Annotated in this window: 20 protein-coding genes, 1 rRNA gene and 1 other RNA gene; 20 read left to right on the top strand and 2 right to left on the bottom strand. The window is 46.6% G+C overall.

The features are described from left to right. Positions 1 to 231: 231 nt before the first annotated feature. Positions 232 to 363: a hypothetical protein gene (locus EL84_RS32720; RefSeq protein WP_017691304.1), complete on the bottom strand. Its 132-nt coding sequence runs from the start codon at positions 361 to 363 to the stop codon at positions 232 to 234. Positions 364 to 759: 396 nt separating this feature from the next. On the opposite strand from EL84_RS32720, the gene EL84_RS06470 reads away from it, so the two are divergent. The 5 genes from EL84_RS06470 (at position 760) to argS (ending at position 6,284) form a co-directional block, all read left to right on the top strand. Further along, positions 760 to 1,947: a WD40/YVTN/BNR-like repeat-containing protein gene (locus EL84_RS06470; protein ID WP_047841141.1), complete on the top strand. Its 1,188-nt coding sequence runs from the start codon at positions 760 to 762 to the stop codon at positions 1,945 to 1,947. Positions 1,948 to 2,165: 218 nt separating this feature from the next. Continuing rightward, on the top strand, positions 2,166 to 3,647 hold the full coding sequence (locus EL84_RS06465) for an alpha-N-arabinofuranosidase (protein WP_047841140.1): 1,482 nt from the start codon (positions 2,166 to 2,168) through the stop codon (positions 3,645 to 3,647). 3 nt (positions 3,648 to 3,650) lie between these two features. Then, complete coding sequence (locus EL84_RS31220) at positions 3,651 to 3,917, top strand: DUF6171 family protein (protein WP_036667692.1); 267 nt, start codon at positions 3,651 to 3,653, stop codon at positions 3,915 to 3,917. A 265-nt stretch (positions 3,918 to 4,182) separates the two neighbouring features. Next, positions 4,183 to 4,608, top strand: a complete 426-nt coding sequence (locus EL84_RS06460) for a DUF1934 domain-containing protein (RefSeq protein ID WP_047841139.1) — start codon at positions 4,183 to 4,185, stop codon at positions 4,606 to 4,608. Continuing rightward, positions 4,605 to 6,284: an arginine--tRNA ligase gene (argS, locus tag EL84_RS06455; RefSeq protein WP_047841138.1), complete on the top strand. Its 1,680-nt coding sequence runs from the start codon at positions 4,605 to 4,607 to the stop codon at positions 6,282 to 6,284. Before EL84_RS06460 ends, argS begins: the two co-directional genes overlap by 4 nt. Before the next feature lie 291 nt (positions 6,285 to 6,575). On the opposite strand, the gene EL84_RS06450 is transcribed toward argS, so the two are convergent. Next, positions 6,576 to 7,730, bottom strand: coding sequence for a S8 family peptidase (locus EL84_RS06450; protein ID WP_036607270.1), 1,155 nt, complete (start codon positions 7,728 to 7,730; stop codon positions 6,576 to 6,578). A gap of 462 nt (positions 7,731 to 8,192) precedes the next feature. On the opposite strand from EL84_RS06450, the gene rpoE reads away from it, so the two are divergent. The 15 genes from rpoE to EL84_RS06380 all read left to right on the top strand — a co-directional run. After that, positions 8,193 to 8,762: a DNA-directed RNA polymerase subunit delta gene (gene rpoE, locus EL84_RS06445; RefSeq protein ID WP_047841137.1), complete on the top strand. Its 570-nt coding sequence runs from the start codon at positions 8,193 to 8,195 to the stop codon at positions 8,760 to 8,762. A gap of 453 nt (positions 8,763 to 9,215) precedes the next feature. Beyond that, positions 9,216 to 10,820, top strand: coding sequence for a CTP synthase (locus EL84_RS06440; protein ID WP_036607266.1), 1,605 nt, complete (start codon positions 9,216 to 9,218; stop codon positions 10,818 to 10,820). A gap of 227 nt (positions 10,821 to 11,047) precedes the next feature. Next, positions 11,048 to 11,434: a response regulator gene (locus tag EL84_RS06435; protein ID WP_017691292.1), complete on the top strand. Its 387-nt coding sequence runs from the start codon at positions 11,048 to 11,050 to the stop codon at positions 11,432 to 11,434. Positions 11,435 to 11,694: 260 nt separating this feature from the next. After that, a complete protein-coding gene (gene fba, locus EL84_RS06430) occupies positions 11,695 to 12,549 on the top strand; it encodes a class II fructose-1,6-bisphosphate aldolase (RefSeq protein ID WP_036607263.1) in 855 nt (284 codons plus the stop codon). Positions 12,550 to 12,696: 147 nt separating this feature from the next. Next, complete coding sequence (locus tag EL84_RS06425) at positions 12,697 to 13,950, top strand: UDP-N-acetylglucosamine 1-carboxyvinyltransferase (protein ID WP_036607261.1); 1,254 nt, start codon at positions 12,697 to 12,699, stop codon at positions 13,948 to 13,950. 465 nt (positions 13,951 to 14,415) lie between these two features. Further along, positions 14,416 to 15,741 (top strand): transcription termination factor Rho, encoded by a 1,326-nt coding sequence (gene rho, locus EL84_RS06420; protein WP_036607258.1) that lies wholly within the window; start codon positions 14,416 to 14,418, stop codon positions 15,739 to 15,741. 97 nt (positions 15,742 to 15,838) lie between these two features. Continuing rightward, positions 15,839 to 17,113, top strand: coding sequence for a radical SAM protein (locus EL84_RS06415; RefSeq protein ID WP_047841136.1), 1,275 nt, complete (start codon positions 15,839 to 15,841; stop codon positions 17,111 to 17,113). 102 nt (positions 17,114 to 17,215) lie between these two features. Further along, a complete protein-coding gene (rpmE, locus tag EL84_RS06410; RefSeq protein ID WP_036607255.1) occupies positions 17,216 to 17,413 on the top strand; it encodes a 50S ribosomal protein L31 in 198 nt (65 codons plus the stop codon). A 147-nt stretch (positions 17,414 to 17,560) separates the two neighbouring features. Continuing rightward, positions 17,561 to 17,828, top strand: an RNA gene (gene ffs, locus EL84_RS31215) — signal recognition particle sRNA large type. Between the two features lie 174 nt (positions 17,829 to 18,002). Further along, positions 18,003 to 19,748, top strand: coding sequence for a DNA polymerase III subunit gamma/tau (gene dnaX / locus EL84_RS06405; RefSeq protein ID WP_047841135.1), 1,746 nt, complete (start codon positions 18,003 to 18,005; stop codon positions 19,746 to 19,748). Between the two features lie 41 nt (positions 19,749 to 19,789). Then, positions 19,790 to 20,101, top strand: coding sequence for a YbaB/EbfC family nucleoid-associated protein (locus EL84_RS06400; protein ID WP_036607248.1), 312 nt, complete (start codon positions 19,790 to 19,792; stop codon positions 20,099 to 20,101). A 36-nt stretch (positions 20,102 to 20,137) separates the two neighbouring features. Continuing rightward, complete coding sequence (gene recR / locus EL84_RS06395) at positions 20,138 to 20,737, top strand: recombination mediator RecR (RefSeq protein ID WP_036607246.1); 600 nt, start codon at positions 20,138 to 20,140, stop codon at positions 20,735 to 20,737. Positions 20,738 to 20,970: 233 nt separating this feature from the next. Then, positions 20,971 to 21,198, top strand: coding sequence for a DUF2508 family protein (locus EL84_RS06390; RefSeq protein ID WP_051447031.1), 228 nt, complete (start codon positions 20,971 to 20,973; stop codon positions 21,196 to 21,198). A gap of 34 nt (positions 21,199 to 21,232) precedes the next feature. Next, complete coding sequence (locus EL84_RS06385; protein WP_036607241.1) at positions 21,233 to 21,502, top strand: pro-sigmaK processing inhibitor BofA family protein; 270 nt, start codon at positions 21,233 to 21,235, stop codon at positions 21,500 to 21,502. Between the two features lie 348 nt (positions 21,503 to 21,850). Next, positions 21,851 to 22,140: ribosomal RNA gene (locus tag EL84_RS06380) — 16S ribosomal RNA — on the top strand; the annotation flags it as partial.

The raw sequence follows: 22,140 nt of genomic DNA, 5'->3' as shown, positions 1-22,140 counted from the left end.
TTAACTTTTGTACAGAGCTGTGCTATACTGACTACATAAGTATTCAGTAGTATATTAATTGATATATTACATTCGTGAAGTATATGGTGATCGGGTTCGGTCATATACTAAAAAGAGCCTTTACCGCTGCCAACGGTAAAGACTCTTAGGACCCGAAAGGCTGTGGATTGCCACGGCGTGCATGAACTAAATAATGCTATTCAAGCGAAACCCACCGTCAGGCTTCCGACCTTATGAGGTGGGTTTTCGCTTGCTACGAAACTTTTTGCGCAACCAACGGTAAAGCTTTCGCCCACTCAGTACAATACTGAGGATCGCAGCAATCCATCGGATTACATCAAGCAACGCTACAAGTTTGACCAACGACGTCACCCCCTTTCGGGAAGCTGCGCCGTGGTCTGGAAAACATCCACCGATATTCAAAAGTCCATAACATTAATTATAGCACGTATGTTCCCTTGCCTCTACCATTTATTTCATGTGTTAGTATGGACTCTCCTCTTACGCAGATATCGTGCCTTGGTATGACTCCATCTTAATTTTTATGCCTTTTATTAAGTATCAGTTTTGTTATCCTTGCTGTGGTGACGTATCCCATTTAACTTAGAGTACACAATGTTTGGTGATGAACCACCCTTGCCTACATGATCCAATCATGGGTAAAGGTGGTTTTTATCTTGCAAAATTGTCATCAGGGTTAATCAGATTGTTACGTTAGAACTATCATATTTGGGTAAAACCATAGAAGGAGGTGTTACGATGACAACCAAGAGTACAATGACATGGAAACGGATTAGTGCACTCGCATTATCGTTAACGCTGGCTTGGGGGATGGGTCCGGTACATACGCTATCAGGTGCTAACGCTGCATCTTCACAGGCATGTGGAAAGGGAGATCATGGACTATCTGCTACATTAAAAAAGGGCAGCGGTGTGGAAGAGCAACACCTGCAATTTACTGACATTGATTTTCTTAATGATACGACTGGACGAGCTGGGGGTGAAGGCTTCCTGATCGGTACCTCGAATGCAGGATGTACGTGGCAGTCCATATATACCGGGCAGTGGCAATTCACTCAGCTTGATTTTCCGAATAATGTGAACGGATATGCGCTGGCGCGAGTGAAGGATTCACCTGCAACCTATCTGATCCGTACCCATGATGGGGGATCGCACTGGACGCGGCTCGATACGCCGGGCATTCAATTCAAACGAATTGATTTTCGCAATAAAGATGTAGGTTATGGTTACACCTATAATGGTGCATATCAGACGAAGGATGGCGGGGTAACCTGGAGTAAAATGAATACACCTGCCAACACGCGTGCAGCTGCCTTTGCAACAGAGAAACAAGGGTATGCTGTCGTGGTTGTACCTGGATCGGGATATCATCTGAAGCAAACGAGTGATGGCGGCAAGAACTGGACAACCTCTCTTCGAGTTGTCTCAGACACATGGAGCGGAGCGGATCTGTATGCACATGGCCAGCAAGTATGGGCCCTTCTGTATGGTGATGCAGGCATGTCCCAACAATCGTACTCCCTCTATGCGAGCGGTAATCAAGGCAAGAACTGGACCCAAGTATTTGCACAATCCACAGCAGGGGGAGGTCCTGCACCGGGTACAAACAGTACGGGCAAAGGAAACGGACCAGCCAACCCGGGTGGTCATCCCGGCAACATGGCGTTGATTGGTAATCAGACGGCGTATCTGTCTGCAGGTTCACCCGCAGCTGGCAAAGTGGGTATTGGACGTTCTTATGATACAGGTTCCACGTGGAAAAATATTGACCTGAAAGATCCGGGATACAGTTCCCGTATCTCGTTCCCATCGGCCAAGACGGGTTGGCTCGTAGTCACAAGTGATAACTCTCCTGCGATCTATCAGACTACAGATGGTGGAACGACGTGGACACAAAAAATGTTGTTGCCTTCAGAGCAGGATTAAGTAGTCTCTTATTCTGAAATAATAAACGGGCAAATCCAAATTAGAAATGTATAAAAATCAATTTGGTAAGTCTCTGTATGAATTTCTATAACAAACAAGCCTCTTCCTAATCAATTACACAGGAAGAGGCTTGTTTGTGTAGAAATAAAAACGGTTGAAACCTACTCTAAAACGAGTTATTGTAAGCGATAACAATACATTATATGGAGGTTGAAATCATGGTTGGTGTTATTTTAAAGGCGGATTCTGATAAAGGATTAATAAATCGCAATATATATGGTCACTTTTCCGAACACTTGGGACGTTGTATTTATGAGGGGCTGTGGGTAGGAGAAGATTCACCTATTCCGAATACGGATGGGATTCGAAATGATGTATTAACGGCCTTGCAGAAGCTTAATATTCCAGTGCTTCGCTGGCCAGGCGGTTGTTTTGCCGATGAATATCACTGGAAAGATGGTGTAGGTCCGAAGAGTGAGCGTGCTCGTATGATCAATACACACTGGGGCGGTGTGGAAGAGAACAATCACTTTGGTACACATGAATTCTTGAGATTATGTGAGTTGCTCGGCACGGAGCCATATATTAGTGGCAATCTGGGTAGCGGTACAGTGCAGGAGATGCAGGAATGGGTGGAGTACATCACATTTGACGGCGAATCCCCGATGGCGAACTGGCGTAAGAGTAATGGTAGGGAAGAACCGTGGAAAATGAAGTATTTTGGCGTGGGAAATGAGAACTGGGGATGCGGCGGCAATATGCGCCCTGAATATTATGCGGATGAATATCGTCGGTATGCTACATATGTACGTAACTATTCCGGGAACGAGATTTATAAAATCGCTTGTGGACCCAACGAAGGCAACTATGAATGGATGGAAGTCCTGATGCGGGAGGCTGCTCGCTTTATGGATGGAATCAGTCTTCATTATTACACCATCCCTACAGGAGAGTGGAATGATAAAGGCGCAGCTACAGGATTTGGCGAGGCTGAATGGTTCACTACCTTGAAAAAGACGCTCCATATGGATGAATTACTGGTGAAGCACTCCGAGATTATGGACAAATATGATCCAGAGGGCAGAGTCGGCATTATTGTGGATGAATGGGGCACGTGGTATAACGTTGAGCCGGGAACCAATCCAGGGTTCCTGTATCAACAGAATACGATGCGGGACGCTGTGCTTGCAGGTGTTAACCTGAATATTTTCAACCAACATAATAAACGGGTACACATGGCAAATCTTGCGCAGATCGTCAATGTGCTTCAATCGCTTGTGCTCACGGAAGGGGACAAAATGCTCCTGACCCCTACGTACCATGTATTTGATATGTATCAGGTTCATATGGATGCACAGCGATTGGACTTGAATTATGAAAGCCCAGGATACACATTCGGGGAAGAGACCATTCCACAGCTCAGTTTATCAGCATCCCGCAACAAGGATGGGGTCATTCATGTGACAGCTTGTAATCTGAGTCACACGGATGAGTTGGAAGTTGTGTGTCAGCTGGACGCAGCTCAAGCGGCTAAAGTAACCGGGCAGATTCTGCACCATACTGATTTTGGTGCATTTAATACCTTTGAACAGCCGAATCATGTTCAGCCTGTGGCGTGGGATGGAATCACACTGGAGAATAACACACTGCGTTTTGTCCTTCCACCAGCATCGGTTGGGGTGCTCGCTGTCGAGGGTTAATGCATGAAAAGGCAGGAACCTTGCAAAGGCTGTAATGATCAGTACGATGTGAAGATTAGCGATGCCAAAATGGCCAGACTTGTGGAGATTGCCTCACGTTCGCGTCCGACGGTACAGGATGAGGAATATGAACGTCGGCTATCCATCTGCTCCGCTTGTCCGGGATTGCAATATGGCACAACTTGTCGGCATTGTGGTTGTCTCGTACAGGTGCGAGCGAAGCTGAGTGAGTCGACATGTCCTTTTCCTTATGAATCCCAATGGGCCTGATCGGAGGAACGAATCTTATTATAATGAAGCAAAAGGGAGTTGCACTTTACAGGTGCGGCTCTTCTTTTTTGGCTTGATGAGGAAAAAACTCTGAATTTGGATTTGAATTGAGCGAGGGAACTGGATATAGTTATACAGTAGAGTGTAGGATAGCGAGCTATCCGGGAATATGAGCGCGTATAGCGACACAACAATACGGGAAGGGCTGTTCTCACCAGCCGTGCCTGATTTTGCGTCGCCTCGAATATAATGGAGGTTAACATTCATGTCGAACATGCGACCGGTACACATCCGGCTGCACAGCCGTTATGAAGGTGAAGATGTGCTGCAGGAAATCCAGGGTGAAGCCGTGTTAAAAGGGTCTGTTCTTTATGTTCGTTATGAAGAACCACAGGTTGGACCTGAGGGAGGTACAACCCGTACAACTTTGAAGCTGGGCGGACAATCCATCAAGATTATACGTCATGGTGAGGTGGAATCGGAGCAGACTTTTGAGTTGAATCGGAAGCTTCCTGGTTTCTACCGATCACCATACATGTCGTTTGCCCTGTCCACGCATACACAGAAGCTGGAACTTTCCATTCAGGGATTGAGCGCACGCGCAGCGTGGAGCTACGACTTTTACCGCTTTGATGAAGAATCTGGACATTTCGCGATTAGTTTGCATATACAGGAGGAACCAATTTCATGACACGTAATCCACTAGATACGATTAACGAACGGGTAAGTACGGCCATCGGCAACGCCATTGTGACGGCCGGAATTGTTACGCAGGACGAATTGCCAGCCATCACATTGGAAGTGCCGCGTGAGAAGACACACGGGGATTTGGCGACCAATGCTGCCATGCAGCTGACCAAGATTGCCAAGCGCAATCCTCGTCAGATTGCTGAAGAGATCATTGCCAATCTGAATCTGGCTGAAGCCGGAATCGAGAAGGCTGAGATTGCGGGCCCAGGATTCATTAACTTCAAATTGGACAAGAGTTACCTCTATCCAGTACTTGCGCTTGTGCAGGAGCAGGGTGAAGATTACGGAAGAATTAACATCGGAGAAGGACGCAAAGTCGAGATGGAGTTTGTCAGTGCCAACCCGACAGGCAGTTTGCATCTGGGTCATGCCCGTGGAGCAGCTGTAGGTGATGCGCTATGTAACATCCTTGACTACGCAGGATATGATGTAACCCGTGAATACTACATTAATGATGCAGGTAATCAGGTGTTTAATCTGGCTCGTTCCATTGAAGCTCGTTATCTGCAAGAGCTGGGCCAGGATGCTGAGATGCCTGAAGACGGTTATCACGGTGAAGATATTAAAGGATTCGCCAAGCAGCTTGTTGCTGAAAAGGGTGACGAATTGCTGTCCATGCATCCGGGTGACCGTGCGGCTTATTTCCGTGACTTTGGTCTGGAGAAGGAACTGGACAAAATCAAACGTGACTTGAATCGCTTCCGTGTTAACTTTGACATCTGGTTCAGCGAAACTTCACTGTACGACAACGGAGAAGTGCTGCGAGTGCTTGATGAATTGCGTGACCGCAATGAGATCTATGAGCAAGATGGAGCAACTTGGTTAAAAACGATGCAGTACGGTGACGACAAAGAACGTGTATTGATCAAGAACGATGGCACGTATACTTACCTGACGCCAGATATTGCTTATCACCGCGACAAATATGCTCGTGGATACGATACGATGATCAACATCTGGGGTGCCGATCACCATGGATATATTCCACGGATGAAAGCCGCGATGCAAGCACTGGGTAATGACCCTGAGAAACTGGTGGTCTTGATTGCACAGATGGTGAGCTTGTTCCAGAACGGTGAAAAAGTGAAGATGTCCAAGCGTACAGGTAAAGCTGTAACGATGGAAGATCTGATGGATGAAGTCGGCATTGATGCCATCCGTTACTTCTTCACAATGCGCAGCATGGACTCCCATCTGGACTTTGACATGGACCTTGCGATTTCGACATCCAATGAGAATCCGGTATTCTATGTACAATACGCGCATGCACGTGTATGCAGCGTATACCGTCAGGCTGAAGAACAAGGTATTGAACTGCTGCCACTGGCACAGATTGACCTGTCCAAGCTGACAACAGAGCACGAGTATGACCTTCTCCGCAAAATGGGAGAGTTGCCTGAGGAAATCTCGGCAGCAGCAACAGGATATGCGCCTCATCGTATCATCCGTTATGTATACGAACTGGCATCCCTGTTCCACAGCTACTACCGTGCAGAACGTGTCATTACGGAAGACACGCAGCAAACTCAAGCACGTCTGGCACTGATCGGTGCTGTACGTACCGTTATCGCAACAGCGCTTCGTCTGGTAGGCGTAACCGCTCCTGACAAAATGTAAATTCCAGGCTCGCGGCACATCCGCCGCTCTGCCTAAGGCAAAAAGTCTCCATGTCCATGTTGAGTGCCTTCAACGTGGTACATGGAGACTTTTTTTGTTGTGTACCCTGAGTTGAAGAAAACGAAATGCCTGACCCATCCAAGGCACACTAGCCTGCTCTGACATCACAGTGGGCGTAACCTGGGGTCTCAGCCGCTACGTAATACTCCCTCGTGCGTACTGCCTGGTCCGGGCTACTGCGTTTCGCCACGAAGCCTCAATCAAGTTCTGCTGACGGATGACTGAGCTGGCTCACTCGCCGCCCTCCTGCATTAGCTTCAGGGCATCAATCTCACCACCACGCACCTTGCTTTTTGCGGTGGTGGTCTTGCGGGCGCGCAGCGGGATCGTAGCACGTTTGACGAGTGTCTTGATTTCACTAGGGGATAACCCCGGATGTTTGGAGAGCAGCAAGGCGATAGCGCCACTCACATGGGACGTCGCCATGGATGTGCCGCTCATCTCGTGATGTTTGCCTTGTACCCAAGAGGAGACGATTTTATCACCGGGTGCATAGACATCCACATATGCGCCACGATTGCTGAAGGACGCAATACGTCTGTTTTTGTCGGTTGCCCCAACAGATATGGTCTGGGGATACCGTGCAGGGTAATCAATACTGCGGCGTTTGCCGTCATTTCCTGACGAAGCAACAATAACGATTCCGGCATGGTACGCACGGTTGACAACATCAAGAAGCGCCTTGCTACGTGTTTTCATGCCAAAGCTCATATTGATGATATCGACCTTGTTGCGTACACACCAGTCGATGCCAAGTACAATGTCGGATACATAAGCCGATCCGTTGTGGTCAAATGCTTTCACCGGATAGATCAGGGAGCGTGGAGCTACACCAATCATTCCTGCGGTGCTGTTAGCTGCGGCGATGGTCCCTGCAATGTGGGTGCCATGTCCGTTATCATCATGAGGAAGCAGGCTGCGGTTTAACAGATTGATTCCACGTGCCAGTGAATAACGAAGATCAGGATGATGATAATCAGCACCTGTATCAATCACACCGATTTTAATCCGGTGTCCGGTAGACACAGACCATACTTTGGGCGCCCGAATCTGCTTCACTCCCCAGGGTATGCCTTGAGCATTGCTTGGTTTGCTGTGGAGTGCAGTGGCATGAAGGGAGATGGGAACGTCTTCTTCAATCGTAATTTCATCCCCATAGCGGTATAGGTCCTCCGGGCGTTGGACTGGAGCGATAATGGAACGAGCCAGTCGCGAGGAACGGACAGCCCCAAGGTCGGTGAATTCATTCCGCATTCGGGACAATTCTACGAGACAGGCCTCGTACTGCTGCGGTTTGGCAAATCGGATCAAATATCGCCCACCCTGTTCTGGTTCAGGGCGTCGCATTCCGTCAATCAATTGATGCAATAAACCAGTATAGTCCATAATGGGCAGCCCCCTTCGGGATGAACATGCTGAGGTATTCTATGAATGCGCTCATCCCGCCGCATGGGGAACTTGCCCTTTTTTTACAAAAACACATTCTCTTCGTGTCAAAACGGGCGCAGGGACATATGATGGATGGAGAGCTAGAGGGCTCTTGCGGGGAACCTGGTGAGGAGTAATCCTCCAAGGGTATACAGTCAGAAGGCGGAGGGGACTCCGTCTTTTTTATTATGGAGTTGTCTCTTTGGCAAAAGAGGATATTCCTGTGGGTTTGATGTCACTTCACGTTTAATATGTGGACATATTGTTGCTGCTCTCCGCATTTGCGTCACATCCGTACATAAAAACTTGCTTTTTAACGCTAAATAGGTTTTACTTAGGTTTGTTAATGGATATGTTATACGTAACAGTCCAGTTCGTAGGGGTTAAAAAGTGAATTTTGTGTGAGAGGAAGTGTCTGCAGTGAGTACCTCGCTCAATTTGAAAATTGATAAAGAAAAGGTAAAAGAGATCCCTTTGGTGGACCTTGCCTTTATGGTGCTGAAAGCGGCTAATACGCCGTATTACTATCGTGACTTAATGAATGAGGTAGCGAAGCAGCGCGGAATGACTGATGAAGAAATCAACGAGTTTATCGCCCAGCTATATACCGAGATTAATATCGATGGCCGTTTTGCTTGCGTCGGTACAAGTCTGTGGGGCTTAAAGCGCTGGTATCCGGTAGCTGGAACAGAAGATTCCATGACGGGTGCGAAGCGTCCGCGTATCATCAACGATGAAGACGATGATCTGGAAGATGAAGACTTCGGTGAAGAAGAAGACAGCTATAGCAGCGATGAAGGCTTCGACAGCACGGATAAAGACGAAGAAGAAGACGAAGAAGAGGAAGAAGAAGACGACATCTTTGACGAAGAAGACAGCGAAGAAGAAGTGCTGGTTGAAGATGACGATCTGGAAGATGAAGACCTCGAAGAAGACGAAGAAGAGTCCGAAAACGAGGATGAATTTGACGACGATTCTGATAATCGGTAGTCATTTTTGACGTCTATAATTTACCCGTTTCCCCGGAATAGTCAGCCTTGACAGCAGACGGGGTAACGGGTAAACTATTGCATGGGCTTATGAATGAGCGACAATATATTTATGTTTTTTATAGAAGGTGCCCCGTCCTGCGGGAGTACTTTTTTTTGTATTTTTAGAGGCATAATTTTTGCAAAATGATTTTTTTCCGTATGCTCCCGGCCAACATTTCGTGGCCCGTTTTTGTATATCAAAAACACTAAATGGAATGAAGGCCATCGGAATATTTGCACCATTTTTTGCTGTAGAACAACGTGTATTTAAACCGACTTCGCAGAAAGAGCAGTTCGCAGATGCAGGGAATTTCTGCCATTGCTCTTTTTAACGATGATTACCTGGGAAACAGGTTACGATAACACCATATATCGCCTGAATTTTTGTACTTATATTAGGAGGGTAATAACAGTGACAAAGTATATTTTCGTGACGGGCGGAGTTGTGTCCTCCCTGGGCAAAGGGATTACGGCTGCTTCTCTGGGCAGATTGCTGAAAAACAGAGGGCTTAAGGTAACGATCCAGAAATTTGATCCATATATTAACATCGACCCGGGAACAATGAGTCCTTATCAGCACGGCGAGGTTTTTGTAACGGATGATGGCGCGGAAACGGATCTGGACCTTGGCCACTATGAACGTTTTATTGATATCAATCTCTCCAAAAACAGCAACGTCACGACTGGTAAAGTATACTCTTCCGTCATCAGCAAAGAGCGGCGCGGGGAATATCTGGGCGGAACGGTACAAGTTATTCCACACATTACGAACGAGATCAAAGAGCGTGTATTCCGCGCTGGACGTGAAGCGGGTTCGGATGTGGTTATTACGGAAATTGGTGGAACAGTGGGCGACATTGAGAGTTTGCCTTTCCTGGAAGCTATCCGTCAGATCAAGAGTGATGTAGGTCGCGACAATGTGATGTACATCCACGTAACACTTATTCCTTATATCAAAGCAGCTGGTGAAGTGAAAACAAAACCAACGCAACATAGTGTTAAGGAATTACGCAGCATCGGTATTCAACCGAATGTGATTGTATGCCGTACGGAGTATGAATTGTCTAAAGACATGAAAGCCAAGATCGCTCTCTTCTGCGACATTGATGAGAATGCCGTGGTTGAATGTCGTGATGCAGACACGTTGTATCAAGTACCTTTGAACCTACGTGAAGAAGGCTTGGATGAGATCGTGGTAAATCACCTGAAACTGACTACTCCTGCACCGGATATGAGCGAGTGGGAAGGGCTGGTTGACCGGATCAACAAGTTGGAGCATACAGTTGAGATCGCTATTGTTGGTAAATATGTAGCGTTGCATGATGCATACCTGAGTGTTGTTGAGTCGTTGTCTCATGCAGGATTTGCATCCAATGCTGATGTGAAAATTCGCTGGGTTCCTTCTGAAGATATTACGGATGAGAATGTAGGCGACTTGTTACATGGTATTGGGGGTATCCTTGTTCCTGGTGGATTCGGAGATCGTGGTATTGAAGGTAAAGTATCGGCAATCCGTTATGCTCGTGAGAAACAAATTCCGTTCTTCGGTATTTGCCTGGGTATGCAGGTTTCCGTTATTGAGTATGCACGTTCCATCGTTGGTTTGAATGGTGCGAACAGTTCCGAGATTAATCCAGCTACGGAATTCCCGGTGATCGATCTGTTGCCTGAGCAAAAAGATATCGAGAATCTGGGTGGCACGATGCGTCTGGGTCTGTATCCTTGTAAGCTTCAGGAAGGTTCTTTGGCGATGGCTTGTTATGATGACGAGCTGGTGTATGAGAGACACCGTCACCGGTATGAGTTCAACAATGAATACCGTGAAACGATCGAAAAAGCAGGACTGGTTATCTCGGGTACATCCCCGGATGGACGTCTGGTTGAGATCGTGGAACTTCCAGGACACCCATGGTTCCTGGCGGTACAATTCCATCCGGAATTCACTTCCCGTCCGAACCGTCCGCAACCATTGTTCCGTGATTTTGTAAAAGCTTCTCTGGTGAATGCGCAGAAGTAATAAATTTTTTGTGTTAACGTAATAGATATTAGGGATGTTCCTGGCAACCATAGTGGCTGCCTGAACATCCCTTTTTTTTGCGTAGAAAGCAGGTGGAAATGCTTTTTGTCATTTTGTGAAGGTAGCAGGATTTTAATGGAAGAGGTAGAATACTTATCATGACGACTATGGGATAGTTATCCAGATTCGAAGGTGTGCATGCTTTCCTAATTCTAGGAGGTTACAGAGTGGAAGATAAAAAAGTTTTGATTGTTGATGACCAGAATGGTATTCGAATCCTGTTAATGGAAGTGTTCAGCAGTGAGGGGTATAACACGTTTCAAGCACCCAACGGCAAGGTTGCTCTGGAGATTGTGAATAATGACAAGCCTGACCTGGTATTGCTCGATATGAAGATTCCTGGGATGGACGGTCTGGAAATCCTGAAGCATATTAAAGAAATTGATCCGGGTATCAAGGTGATCATGATGACCGCTTATGGTGAACTGGACATGATTAAGGAAGCCACGGATCTCGGAGCGCTCATGCACTTTACGAAACCGTTTGATATCGACGAGATGCGAGTGGCTGTGAATATGCAACTCCGCAACGGTACCGCAAATAAATGCAGCTGAATCCTGTTGATACAGGATTTTTTTGCGTGTGGAGAACATAGAAGGTACTTGGTGGGAAAATGAGGTATTTCACTCCTTTATCCGGGGAATATTGGAAATGGGGAAGTTATAAAGCGGTGTCTATGAAAACTGTGCTGCAAAGCACAGCATTTTTGCAAATGCTTGTTTAGTATTTGACATGGGATGTGGTATAATAAGCCCGTATGTGATTTCGGCTAAAAACCATAGACACAACCCAAACCCCTAGGAGGATTGAAACCATGCCATTAGTATCTATGACAGACATGTTGAACAAAGCACTTGAAGGAAAATATGCAGTTGGTCAATACAACATCAATAACCTTGAGTGGACTCAAGCGATTCTTGGTGCTGCTGAAGAAGAGAAATCCCCAGTAATCTTGGGTGTATCCGAAGGCGCAGCACGTCACATTGGTGGCTTCTACACTGTAGTTAAAATGGTAGAAGGACTCATTCACGACATGAAAATCACTGTTCCAGTTGCAATTCACCTGGACCACGGTTCAAGCTTCGACAAGTGTAAAGAAGCGATCGACGCTGGATTCACATCCGTAATGATCGACGGTTCCCACCACTCTATCGATGAGAACATCGAAATGACTAAAAAAGTTGTTGAATATGCACACGCTAAAGGCGTTTCTGTAGAAGCTGAAGTAGGTACTGTAGGCGGACAAGAAGACGACGTTATCGGCGGTATCATGTACGCTGACCTGAACGAGTGTATCCGTATCGTTAAAGAAACAGGTATCGATACATTGGCACCAGCTCTTGGTTCCGTACACGGTCCTTACCATGGCGAGCCTAACCTGGGCTTCAAAGAAATGGAAGAAGTTCGTGACGCGGTACAAGTTCCACTCGTATTGCACGGTGGTACAGGTATTCCTAAACACGACATCGACAAAGCCATTTCCTTGGGTACGTCCAAAATCAACGTAAACACAGAGAACCAAATTGCTTTTGCAAGAGTGGTTCGTGAAGTGCTTGCAGCTAAACCAGACGCTTACGATCCACGTACATTCATCGTACCAGGCCGTGAAGCAATTAAAGAAACCGTTAAAGGTAAAATCCGCGAGTTTGGTTCTAACAACAAAGCGTAATTTATCTTTACCAGTTCCATACTGTGAAATGGAAAAACACCGCCTAGCCGGTGTCTTTCCATTTTCACACCTTATTTCTACATCGGAAGCCAACAGCACGTATTGCCGTTCATCGGCTGCAAAACACGTAGGGGGACATTAAGCTTTATGGAAAAATTGATGATTAGTGGCGGACGTCCGTTACAGGGAACTGTAACTATAAGCGGCGCCAAGAACAGCGCCATTGCGCTTATTCCTGCAGCATTGCTTGCCGAGTCAGAAGTCGTGTTGGACAATCTGCCGCTTTTGAGTGACGTGGCGGTATATGCAGAAATTTTGGAGGAACTCGGAGCACATGTGACTTGGGAAGGCAGTCAGATGAAGATTGACCCTTCTGACATCAAATCCATTCCTATGCCGAATGGTCCCGTGAAGAAGCTTCGTGCTTCGTATTATATGATGGGTGCATTGCTAGGGCGTTTCAAAGAAGCGACCATAGGTTTACCAGGGGGCTGTAATTTTGAGCCTCGTCCAATTGATCAACATATCAAAGGGTTTGAAGCGCTTGGCGCAACCGTAACAAACGAACATGGCTCCATCCATTTGCATGCCAAAGAGCTGCGGGGAGCAAAAATCTATCTTGATGTAAGCAGTGTCGGCGCAACCATTAATATCATGCTGGCGGCTACTCGTGCCAAAGGCTCTACAATTATCGAAAACGCGGCTAAAGAGCCTGAGATTATAGATGTAGCAACACTTCTGAATTCCATGGGTGCCAGCATCAAGGGTGCAGGTACCGAAACGATCCGTATTGAAGGGGTCTCGGAGCTTAAAGGCTGCCGTCATTCCATCATTCCGGACCGTATCCAAGCAGGTACGTATATGATCGCTGCAGCGGCAACGCGCGGAGATGTTCTGATTGACAATGTGATTCCCAAACATCTGGAAGCTTTAACGGCAAAGCTGCTAGAAATGGGTGTTGGCATTGAGGAATTGGATGAAAGTATACGTGTCATTGGTAAACCAAGCTATAACCATGTGGACGTGAAGGCACTTGTATATCCTGGTTTCCCAACGGATCTACAGTCACCAATGACCAGTGTTTTGACACAGGCAACCGGTGTGAGCGTCCTGAGCGACTTTGTATACAGTAATCGATTCAAGCATGTGCCTGAGTTAGTGCGGATGGGTGCAAAGATTCGAGTAGAAGGACGGTCAGCAATTATTGAAGGCAGTGCATTAAACGCGGCCAAAGTAAAAGCATCCGATCTTCGCGCTGGAGCAGCGCTGGTGATTGCGGGTCTCACCGTCAGTGAAGGTGTGACTGAAGTAACGGGGGTCGAATATATCGACCGCGGTTATGATCATCTGGTGACTAATCTGCGCCTGCTCGGTGCAGATGTATGGCGGGAAACTGATTAATAGGAAGCATTATGCATGATTCAGTCCTACACATGTTTATTTTAACTGAACTGCATATCTTTTTGATGATTAGGTAAACCTGTTTTAATAGAGTTCTCAGTCTCTCCGGCATAAGACGAAATGTTTCTGTTTCCTTTACCGGAGGGTCTTTTTTTGAAATAAACTTCATATGGCTGTAAGAACATCATTTCTCATCCCCAACCCCCGGTTTTGTTTGAACTGCGCTCCATAGCCGGTCTATCCGGATTGATCGCCTCAATGCATCGTTCACTCAATAGCGGATCTTGCCGAATGTTGGCCATCCCACCCGGAAACTTACACTCAAAGACAAGTATTTGCATTATAACGGTTACATTCCGTACAATGGACAGAAGGGATTGTGGCAGACGCCACTCTCTATAGCCGGAACATCTAGCGAAACTATCCATTTCACACGGACTTATTAATTGAATAGGTGGTTATTATATGGATCTACAAATTTCCGATTTGGAAGAAATGAAACTAACGGACCTCTACAAACTGGCCAAAAAATATCAGATACCTTACTATGGTACGTTAAAAAAGAAAGAATTAATCTTTGCTATACTACGTGCACAAGCTGAACAGAGCGGCCTGATGTTCATGCAAGGCGTACTCGAGATTTTACCTGAAGGTTACGGTTTCTTAAGACCTATCAACTACTTGCCAAGTACGGAAGACATCTACATCTCAGCTTCTCAGATTCGCAAGTTTGACCTAAGAACAGGTGACCTCGTATCAGGTAAGTGTAGAACGCCTAAGGAAAACGAGAGATACTTCGGTTTGTTGCAAGTCAACGCTGTAAATGGTGAGAATCCATCGGCGGCTGCAGAGCGACTTCACTTCCCGGCACTAACCCCACTGTATCCGCAGAAAAAACTGGTTCTCGAAACATCCCCCAACCATTTGTCCACACGAATTATGGATGTGCTCGCCCCGGTAGGATTGGGACAGCGCGGATTGATCGTAGCACCTCCCAAAGCGGGTAAAACGCTTCTCCTCAAAGAAATTGCCAACAGCATCTCAACTAACAATCCTGAAATTGAACTGTTTGTCCTGTTGATTGATGAACGTCCAGAGGAAGTAACGGATATGTCGCGTTCGGTAAAAGGGGAAGTTGTGGCTTCGACATTTGATGAACTGCCTGAGAATCATATCAAGGTGGCGGAATTGGTGCTTGAACGTGCGCTTCGTCTGGTTGAGGCTAAAAAGGATGTCGTTATCCTGCTGGATAGCATTACACGTCTTGCCCGTGCATATAACCTGGTTATTCCACCATCCGGTCGTACGCTTAGTGGTGGTATTGACCCAGCTGCATTCCATCGTCCGAAACGTTTCTTCGGTTCTGCCCGGAATGTGGAAGAGGGCGGAAGCTTGACCATCCTGGCAACGGCATTAATTGATACCGGATCACGTATGGATGACGTCATTTATGAAGAGTTTAAGGGTACAGGTAACATGGAGCTCCATCTGGACCGTCGTCTGGCAGAACGCCGCATATTCCCGGCGATCGACATTCGTCGTTCGGGTACACGTCGTGAAGAAGTGTTGCTTAGCAAGGAAGAGTTGGATACAATCTGGGCAATTCGTAAAAACATGAATGATTCCCATGACTTTGTTGAAGGATTCCTGAAAAAACTTCGTAACAGCAAGACAAATGCAGAGTTTTTGGCGGCATTTGATTCGGCTGGTAATAGCCCGACAAGCAATTCGGGTACAACAACAACTCGTCGCTCACCTAGACAGACAGCAACGTCAGGTACATCGACGTAAGTGTCGTTCGACTAATCACTTTCTTTTTGCAGCATTGCTGTGAATGTTACAATACACTCGTCGTTAGGTTTAACCCATTAGATGTGAGGAGAACATCATGTATTTAGTATACGCAGATGAAAAAGGTAATGTATTTGATCATCCTTCCCTGTACGGGCTTGCCCGCAGTGGAGATATGATCGTTGAGATTATGGAGGATGAGTTGATTCCTCTGCCAGAAGGTGCAACCTTGGTTGGACTCCCGAGTACCCGGCCCATTGGTATGGACCCGGATACCGGTGAGATGCTACCAATGCCAACGGACACACAGGCTGTAGGTGCTTTGCTTCCACAGGGATTCACTCGTTTGTGTCTCCCTGGATACGTGAAGACGGATAAGGAGTATAAGTTGCCTTTGTTCGGTTATTCCGCAGTAGTCTGGAAAGATGGCGGTTTCTATGTCACCGCTTCGAAGTCGGATAGTCCTGAAAAATGGAATCCACTCAACTGTGATCGTGACGATGTGCGTTCCGGGGTTAAACGATTGACGGAGCAATACCCCGAGAACCGTCTTTACACCCATCTATCCAACTGTGCGCTTGGATATGAATGTCTAACTTCATCAAACACGTTCCTGAATCGTTGGGAAGGTGGAGTGCCGGTATCCTATTCTTGCAATGCGGGCTGTTTCGGGTGTATCTCCGAGCAACCGGATGATAGCGGCTTTGTTTCCCCGCAGACACGTATGAACTTCCGACCACGTGTGGATGAGATTGTGGAGGTTATGCTGGAACACCTGAAGACGCCGGAGTCCATCATTAGTTTTGGACAAGGTTGTGAAGGGGAGCCTTCCACGCAGGCCAAGCTGATTATTGAAGCGATTCGCGAAGTGCGTTCCGTAACGGACATGGGGTATATCAACATTAATACCAATGCCGGTCTGAACGATCACATTAGAGGTATTGTAGATGCTGGATTGGATCTGATGCGCGTAAGTACAATTAGTGCACTGGATGACCACTATAACGCCTACTATAAACCGCGTGGTTATACCTTAGCCAATGTTGAGAAATCGATGAAATACGCAGCGCAGCAGGGTGTATACACGTCCATTAACTATCTGATCTTCCCGGGTGTAACAGATCGTGAAGAAGAGATTGAGGCGATGATTGAGTTTGCAAGAAGAACCGATCTACGCTTGATTCAGATGCGTAATCTCAATATTGATCCAGAGAGCTATCTGGAATTAATTCCTCCTGCTCAAGGTGATATCTTGGGCATGAAGCAGATGATTGAGATTTTTGAAGACGAGTTGCCCGGTGTTGTGATCGGATCGTATACCCATGTTCCGCCAGCTGGAATGGCACGTCCAAAACGGTTGATTACCTCTTAACAATAATGGATTGCAACAGGCGCAAGGTCGTGTTATAATCTCAGGGTTGTGCCATTTACTCTGGGTCCGCTTGAGGCTCAGGGCGGAAAGAGGTGAAAGGTAATGAAAGAAGCAATTCATCCTAATTACACGATTGGTCAAGTATCTTGCGCTTGCGGGAATACTTTTGAGACAGGTTCGGTTAAAGACGGACTTCGTGTAGAGATTTGCTCCGCGTGCCACCCGTTCTTCACAGGTAAACAGAAGTTTATCGATGCTGGCGGCCGTGTTGATCGTTTCAAAAAGAAATACGGAATCTAATTGGACAATTCTTGGAGTTGTCTGCTAATTGCATCCAACACACCCCTGCTGATCTGGCAGGGGTTTTTATATGTTATATGTTAAGCATAATCGCATTCACGTTCCTCTGGTTGCAATTTGGATAACCTTACGTTATACTATTTCTTACCGTGCTAGATGGGGAGGTAGCGGTGCCCTGTAACTCGCAATCCGCTATAGCGAGGTTGAATTCCTGCTAGAGGTTTTGCCGATGTGAGGTTTGGTCCCTAAACGTGGTGTTGACGGTTGGGTCCTCCGCAATGAGTACTCATGAACCTGGTCAGGTCCGGAAGGAAGCAGCCATAAGTGAGATCACTCTTGTGCCGGAGGGTTGCCTAGCCCGAGCTATTGTTCAGGGGTGCCACTTGGATCGCAAATATCGATAGCAGGTGCACGGCTTACCTTTTAAATGTAGAGACCTTTGCAGTTGTATGTATGCAGAGGTCTTTTTGATATGTCTTAATAAACCACGCATGAATGAGTCAGATAAAGTTTGGATTCACCCTAGAATATAGTATAATAGGGGAACGACAAAGGACTCGAATGCGAAGTGGAAGGAAGGTAACGCATCATGGAGCATATCGCGTTATACCGGGCTTGGCGTCCCCAGTCGTTTCAAGATATGGTGGGGCAACAGCATATTATTCAGACCTTGCAGAACGCGATTCGTGAACAGCGGACTTCCCATGCCTACTTATTTAGCGGGCCCAGAGGAACGGGAAAGACAAGTGCCGCCAAGATTTTGGCCAAAGCTGTGAACTGCGAACGTGGGCCTGCGCCTGAACCTTGTAACGAGTGTGAAGCTTGCCGCAGAATTACGACTGGCGCTGTGATGGATGTGCAAGAGATTGATGCTGCATCCAATCGGGGCGTTGAAGAAATCCGTGATCTTCGGGAAAAGGTTAAATATGCGCCAACCGAGGTCCGGCAGAAAGTCTATATTATTGATGAAGTGCACATGCTGACAACGGAGGCATTCAATGCTTTGCTCAAAACATTGGAAGAGCCACCACCACATGTGATGTTTATTTTGGCAACAACGGAACCGCACCGCCTTCCGGCTACCATTATATCGCGCTGTCAGCGATTTGATTTTCGCCGGGTATCCCTGGAAGAGCAGACAGCAAGACTTACACTGATCTGTGAACAGGAAGGCATGGAAGCTGACCAGGATGCGCTCCAATACATTGCCCGTTTATCGGACGGTGGAATGAGGGATGCACTTAGTGTGCTGGATCAGATCTCTTCATTTACGGATGGACGAGTAACGTACCAGCAGGTTATGGACATGACGGGTGGAATTGCTTCAGAGCAATTTGCCAAACTGGCTGCTTCGCTGCTCAAAGGTGATGTTGGTCATATTTTGCAGATGATTGAAGGTTTCATGCATGAAGGAAAGAGTGCAGACAAGTGCATGGAGAATTTACTGTATTATTTCCGTGATTTGCTTATGATTAAGATGGTACCTGATGCTGACAAACTGACGGACCGGGTACTTAATCCGGAGTCTTTCCGTGATATGGCAGAGTCATTCACCAAGGAACAACTGTTCCACATGATTGACACCCTTAATCGGTACCAGAGTGAAATGAAATATGCAGTACAACCACAGACATTATTTGAAGTTGCATTGCTTAAACTGTGTAGTATTCCAGCTCAAGGTGAGGCTTCTGTTCAGGTGGGAGCTTCAGCTCATGCAGCGCCTGCTGATGGGGGAGAGATCAACCGCTTGAAGCAGCAGCTTGCTGAGTTGGAGAAGAAGTTGGATCGTGCACTTAAAAGTGGTTTGTCTGGTGGAGAAGGTGCATCGGGTGCTCCATCTCGTCCGGCAACAAGGGCCCCTGTATCGAGAGGCAATTCGCCTGCGAAGCTTCCTGCACAGTTGGATCAGTATGTTGCGCGCAAGGGAGCCCCTGAGTTCGCAGATATCAGCAAAAAATGGAGTCAGATCCTGCAACGAGTGAAGGAAGAGAGGGTTACCGTTCACGCCTGGTTTGTGGATGGTGAGCCGGTATCATTGCTTGAAGACAATGTGTTGGTTGCTTTTAAAAACAACATTCACCGTGAAACAACGGAGAAGCAGGCTAACCGTGAAGTCATTGAGCGGGTGTTGTCGGAACAGCTTGGGCGTCCTGCACGATTGGTGACGATGATGCTCAAAGATTGGACCGGAGCAATGGAGGGAGCTTCTGAAGCACCAAAGGAGGACTTTAAGCTTGAACCTGAGCATGAAGACGGCGGTTCAGGCAACAAACAGCCTTGGATTGATGAAGCCATCCAGCTCTTTGGTGAGGACCTTGTAGTGATCAAAGAATAATGCGCATAGCGCGATAACCATAACAAAGGAGATGAACAATTATGAACAACATGAACCAAATGATGAAACAAGTGAAGAAAATGCAGGAGCAAATGCTGAAAGCACAAGAGGAACTGGCGGACAAAACAGTCCAAGGTACTTCGGGTGGCGGTGTAGTGACGGCTGAAGTTAACGGACACAAGAAATTGCTTGCTATCACGATCAAACCTGAAGCGGTAGATCCGGAAGATGTTGAAATGTTGCAGGATCTCGTTATGACAGCTGTTAATGATGCAATGGCCAAAGCCGATGAGATTGCCAACAAGGATATGGGCAAGTTCACAGGCGGCATGAATATTCCGGGATTATTTTAATTAAAAAATTGATCCTGTCAAAGGAGACACAATCGATTGTATTATCCCGAACCAATAGCCAAGCTGATTGATGCCTTCACCCGGTTGCCGGGTGTGGGTCCCAAGACGGCAGCGCGTTTAGCTTTTCATGTGCTTAACATGAAGGAAGATGACGTTATCGATTTTGCCAAAGCGCTCGTAAGTGTGAAACGTAATCTTCATTACTGTTCTGTATGTTGTAATATTACTGATACGGACCCATGTCGCATCTGTCAGGATAAGTCCAGGGATGTCTCTGTAATCTGTGTAGTTCAGGATTCGAAAGATCTGGTGGCCATGGAGCGCACCAAGGAATTCGATGGGTACTATCATGTGTTACAGGGCGCGATTTCACCTATGGAGGGAATTGGCCCAGACGATATTCGTTTGAAGGAACTCTTGGTTCGATTAAGTGATGAACGTATAAAAGAGATTATCTTGGCAACGAACCCCAACATTGAGGGTGAGGCTACAGCGATGTATATCTCCCGCTTGGTGCGTCCGTTTGAGATCAGTGTGACTCGTATTGCGCATGGATTGCCTGTAGGTGGCGATCTAGAGTATGCGGATGAAGTGACCCTTTCCAAAGCGTTGGAAGGGCGCAGGGAGATGCGTTAGTGTGATTAATTTGTTTTGCGCAGCGGACTTCCTTGGAAACTTCGGATGCTAAATAAGTTTCGATATGCAAAGAGAGCCTTAGGGCTCTCTTTTTTTTATGGAAAAAATGAATGTCCGAGTTCTAAGTTTGTCCTTTCCCTGATAAGTATGAGAATATGCTGTGCTGATCAGGAGGGGGAGAGATTATGTTTTTGTGGCGAAACACACGGAACTCGGTAGAGAAACACAACAGAATGTTGAAGGAACTTGAGGCGGATCAGATCTATGCAGATATTCAGATGGCTAAGCAGGAATGGGAACGGGCTATGAGACAGTTTGAAGATGCACAGGGACAGGATGAGATTGATTATGCTATTTATGTATTGGAGGCAGCTGAGCGGAAGTACCAGATCCACTTGAGAAGAGCAAAGCGAGCCAGAGCTAATGATGATGTTACATCACAGCGAGGGGTTAGTATGTAGAGTCACGTTTACATTAAACACGGAGGTGAAACATATGAAGAGTATCATACTGGGAAGTGTATTGGTTATATCGTTACTGGGGCTTATCGTTATTTTATTCAGAAAGCGGATAGGGTTATCGTTTTTCACGTCATTTGGAATTCATCTGGTGCTGGCTGCAGTAGGGATATATATCGTGAATTATTCCGGCTGGATTACAGGGACCTACATCCCGCTGAACCCTGCAACGATAGGGACTGTAACTGTTTTGGGATTGCCAGGTGTGGGGCTATTATTAGGGCTGAAAATTTCTTTGTTCGGATAGTTGACTCGCAGGATATTTATATGGTACATTATATCTCGTTGCTTTGCTTGCTTGGTTAGATGCTTTAGATGAAATGAAGGAGTTCATTACGAACTTCGAAAAAGAATTTCAAAAAAACACTTGACCAAAACAAACGAAGTATGATATATTATAAAAGTCGCCGCTGAGAGAAAATGGTGACGAAAAAACGAGTTTGATCTTTGAAAACTGAACAACGAGTGAGTAAACATTCTGCTTGCAGAATGAACGCGAAAGTTGGAAACAAGCCTTGGCTTGGATCGACTGAAGCACAAATGAGATTTTTAATCTCGTCAGATTCAAAATGAGCTTATCGCTCTTTTCAATACTTTATTGGAGAGTTTGATCCTGGCTCAGGACGAACGCTGGCGGCATGCCTAATACATGCAAGTCGAGCGGAGTTGATGGGAAGCTTGCTTCCTTGATACTTAGCGGCGGACGGGTGAGTAACACGTAGGCAACCTGCCCTCAAGTTTGGGACAACTACCGGAAACGGTAGCTAATACCGAATAATTGTTTTCTTCGCCTGAAGGAAACTGGAAAGACGGAGCAATCTGTCACTTGGGGATGGGCCTGCGGCGCATTAGCTAGTTGGTGAGGTAACGGCTCACCAAGGCGAC

Origin of the sequence: Paenibacillus sp. VT-400, assembly GCF_001029205.1 — a bacterium.
In the GTDB taxonomy this organism is placed as follows: Bacteria; Bacillota; Bacilli; order Paenibacillales; family Paenibacillaceae; genus Paenibacillus; species Paenibacillus amylolyticus.
This window is presented reverse-complemented; position numbering and strand designations above follow the sequence as displayed.

Excerpts from the sequence above, each read along its gene's own strand:
- argS (WP_047841138.1), top strand. The coding sequence starts at position 4,605 with ATGACACGTAATCCACTAGATACGATTAACGAACGGGTAAGTACGGCC.
- EL84_RS06415 (WP_047841136.1), top strand. The coding sequence starts at position 15,839 with ATGTATTTAGTATACGCAGATGAAAAAGGTAATGTATTTGATCATCCT.
- EL84_RS06400 (WP_036607248.1), top strand. The coding sequence starts at position 19,790 with ATGAACAACATGAACCAAATGATGAAACAAGTGAAGAAAATGCAGGAG.
- rpmE (WP_036607255.1), top strand. The coding sequence starts at position 17,216 with ATGAAAGAAGCAATTCATCCTAATTACACGATTGGTCAAGTATCTTGC.
- EL84_RS06390 (WP_051447031.1), top strand. The coding sequence starts at position 20,971 with ATGTTGAAGGAACTTGAGGCGGATCAGATCTATGCAGATATTCAGATG.
- EL84_RS06460 (WP_047841139.1), top strand. The coding sequence starts at position 4,183 with ATGTCGAACATGCGACCGGTACACATCCGGCTGCACAGCCGTTATGAA.
- dnaX (WP_047841135.1), top strand. The coding sequence starts at position 18,003 with ATGGAGCATATCGCGTTATACCGGGCTTGGCGTCCCCAGTCGTTTCAA.
- EL84_RS06450 (WP_036607270.1), bottom strand. The coding sequence starts at position 7,730 with ATGGACTATACTGGTTTATTGCATCAATTGATTGACGGAATGCGACGC.
- rho (WP_036607258.1), top strand. The coding sequence starts at position 14,416 with ATGGATCTACAAATTTCCGATTTGGAAGAAATGAAACTAACGGACCTC.
- EL84_RS06470 (WP_047841141.1), top strand. The coding sequence starts at position 760 with ATGACAACCAAGAGTACAATGACATGGAAACGGATTAGTGCACTCGCA.
- EL84_RS31220 (WP_036667692.1), top strand. The coding sequence starts at position 3,651 with ATGAAAAGGCAGGAACCTTGCAAAGGCTGTAATGATCAGTACGATGTG.
- EL84_RS06425 (WP_036607261.1), top strand. The coding sequence starts at position 12,697 with ATGGAAAAATTGATGATTAGTGGCGGACGTCCGTTACAGGGAACTGTA.
- fba (WP_036607263.1), top strand. The coding sequence starts at position 11,695 with ATGCCATTAGTATCTATGACAGACATGTTGAACAAAGCACTTGAAGGA.
- EL84_RS06385 (WP_036607241.1), top strand. The coding sequence starts at position 21,233 with ATGAAGAGTATCATACTGGGAAGTGTATTGGTTATATCGTTACTGGGG.
- EL84_RS06465 (WP_047841140.1), top strand. The coding sequence starts at position 2,166 with ATGGTTGGTGTTATTTTAAAGGCGGATTCTGATAAAGGATTAATAAAT.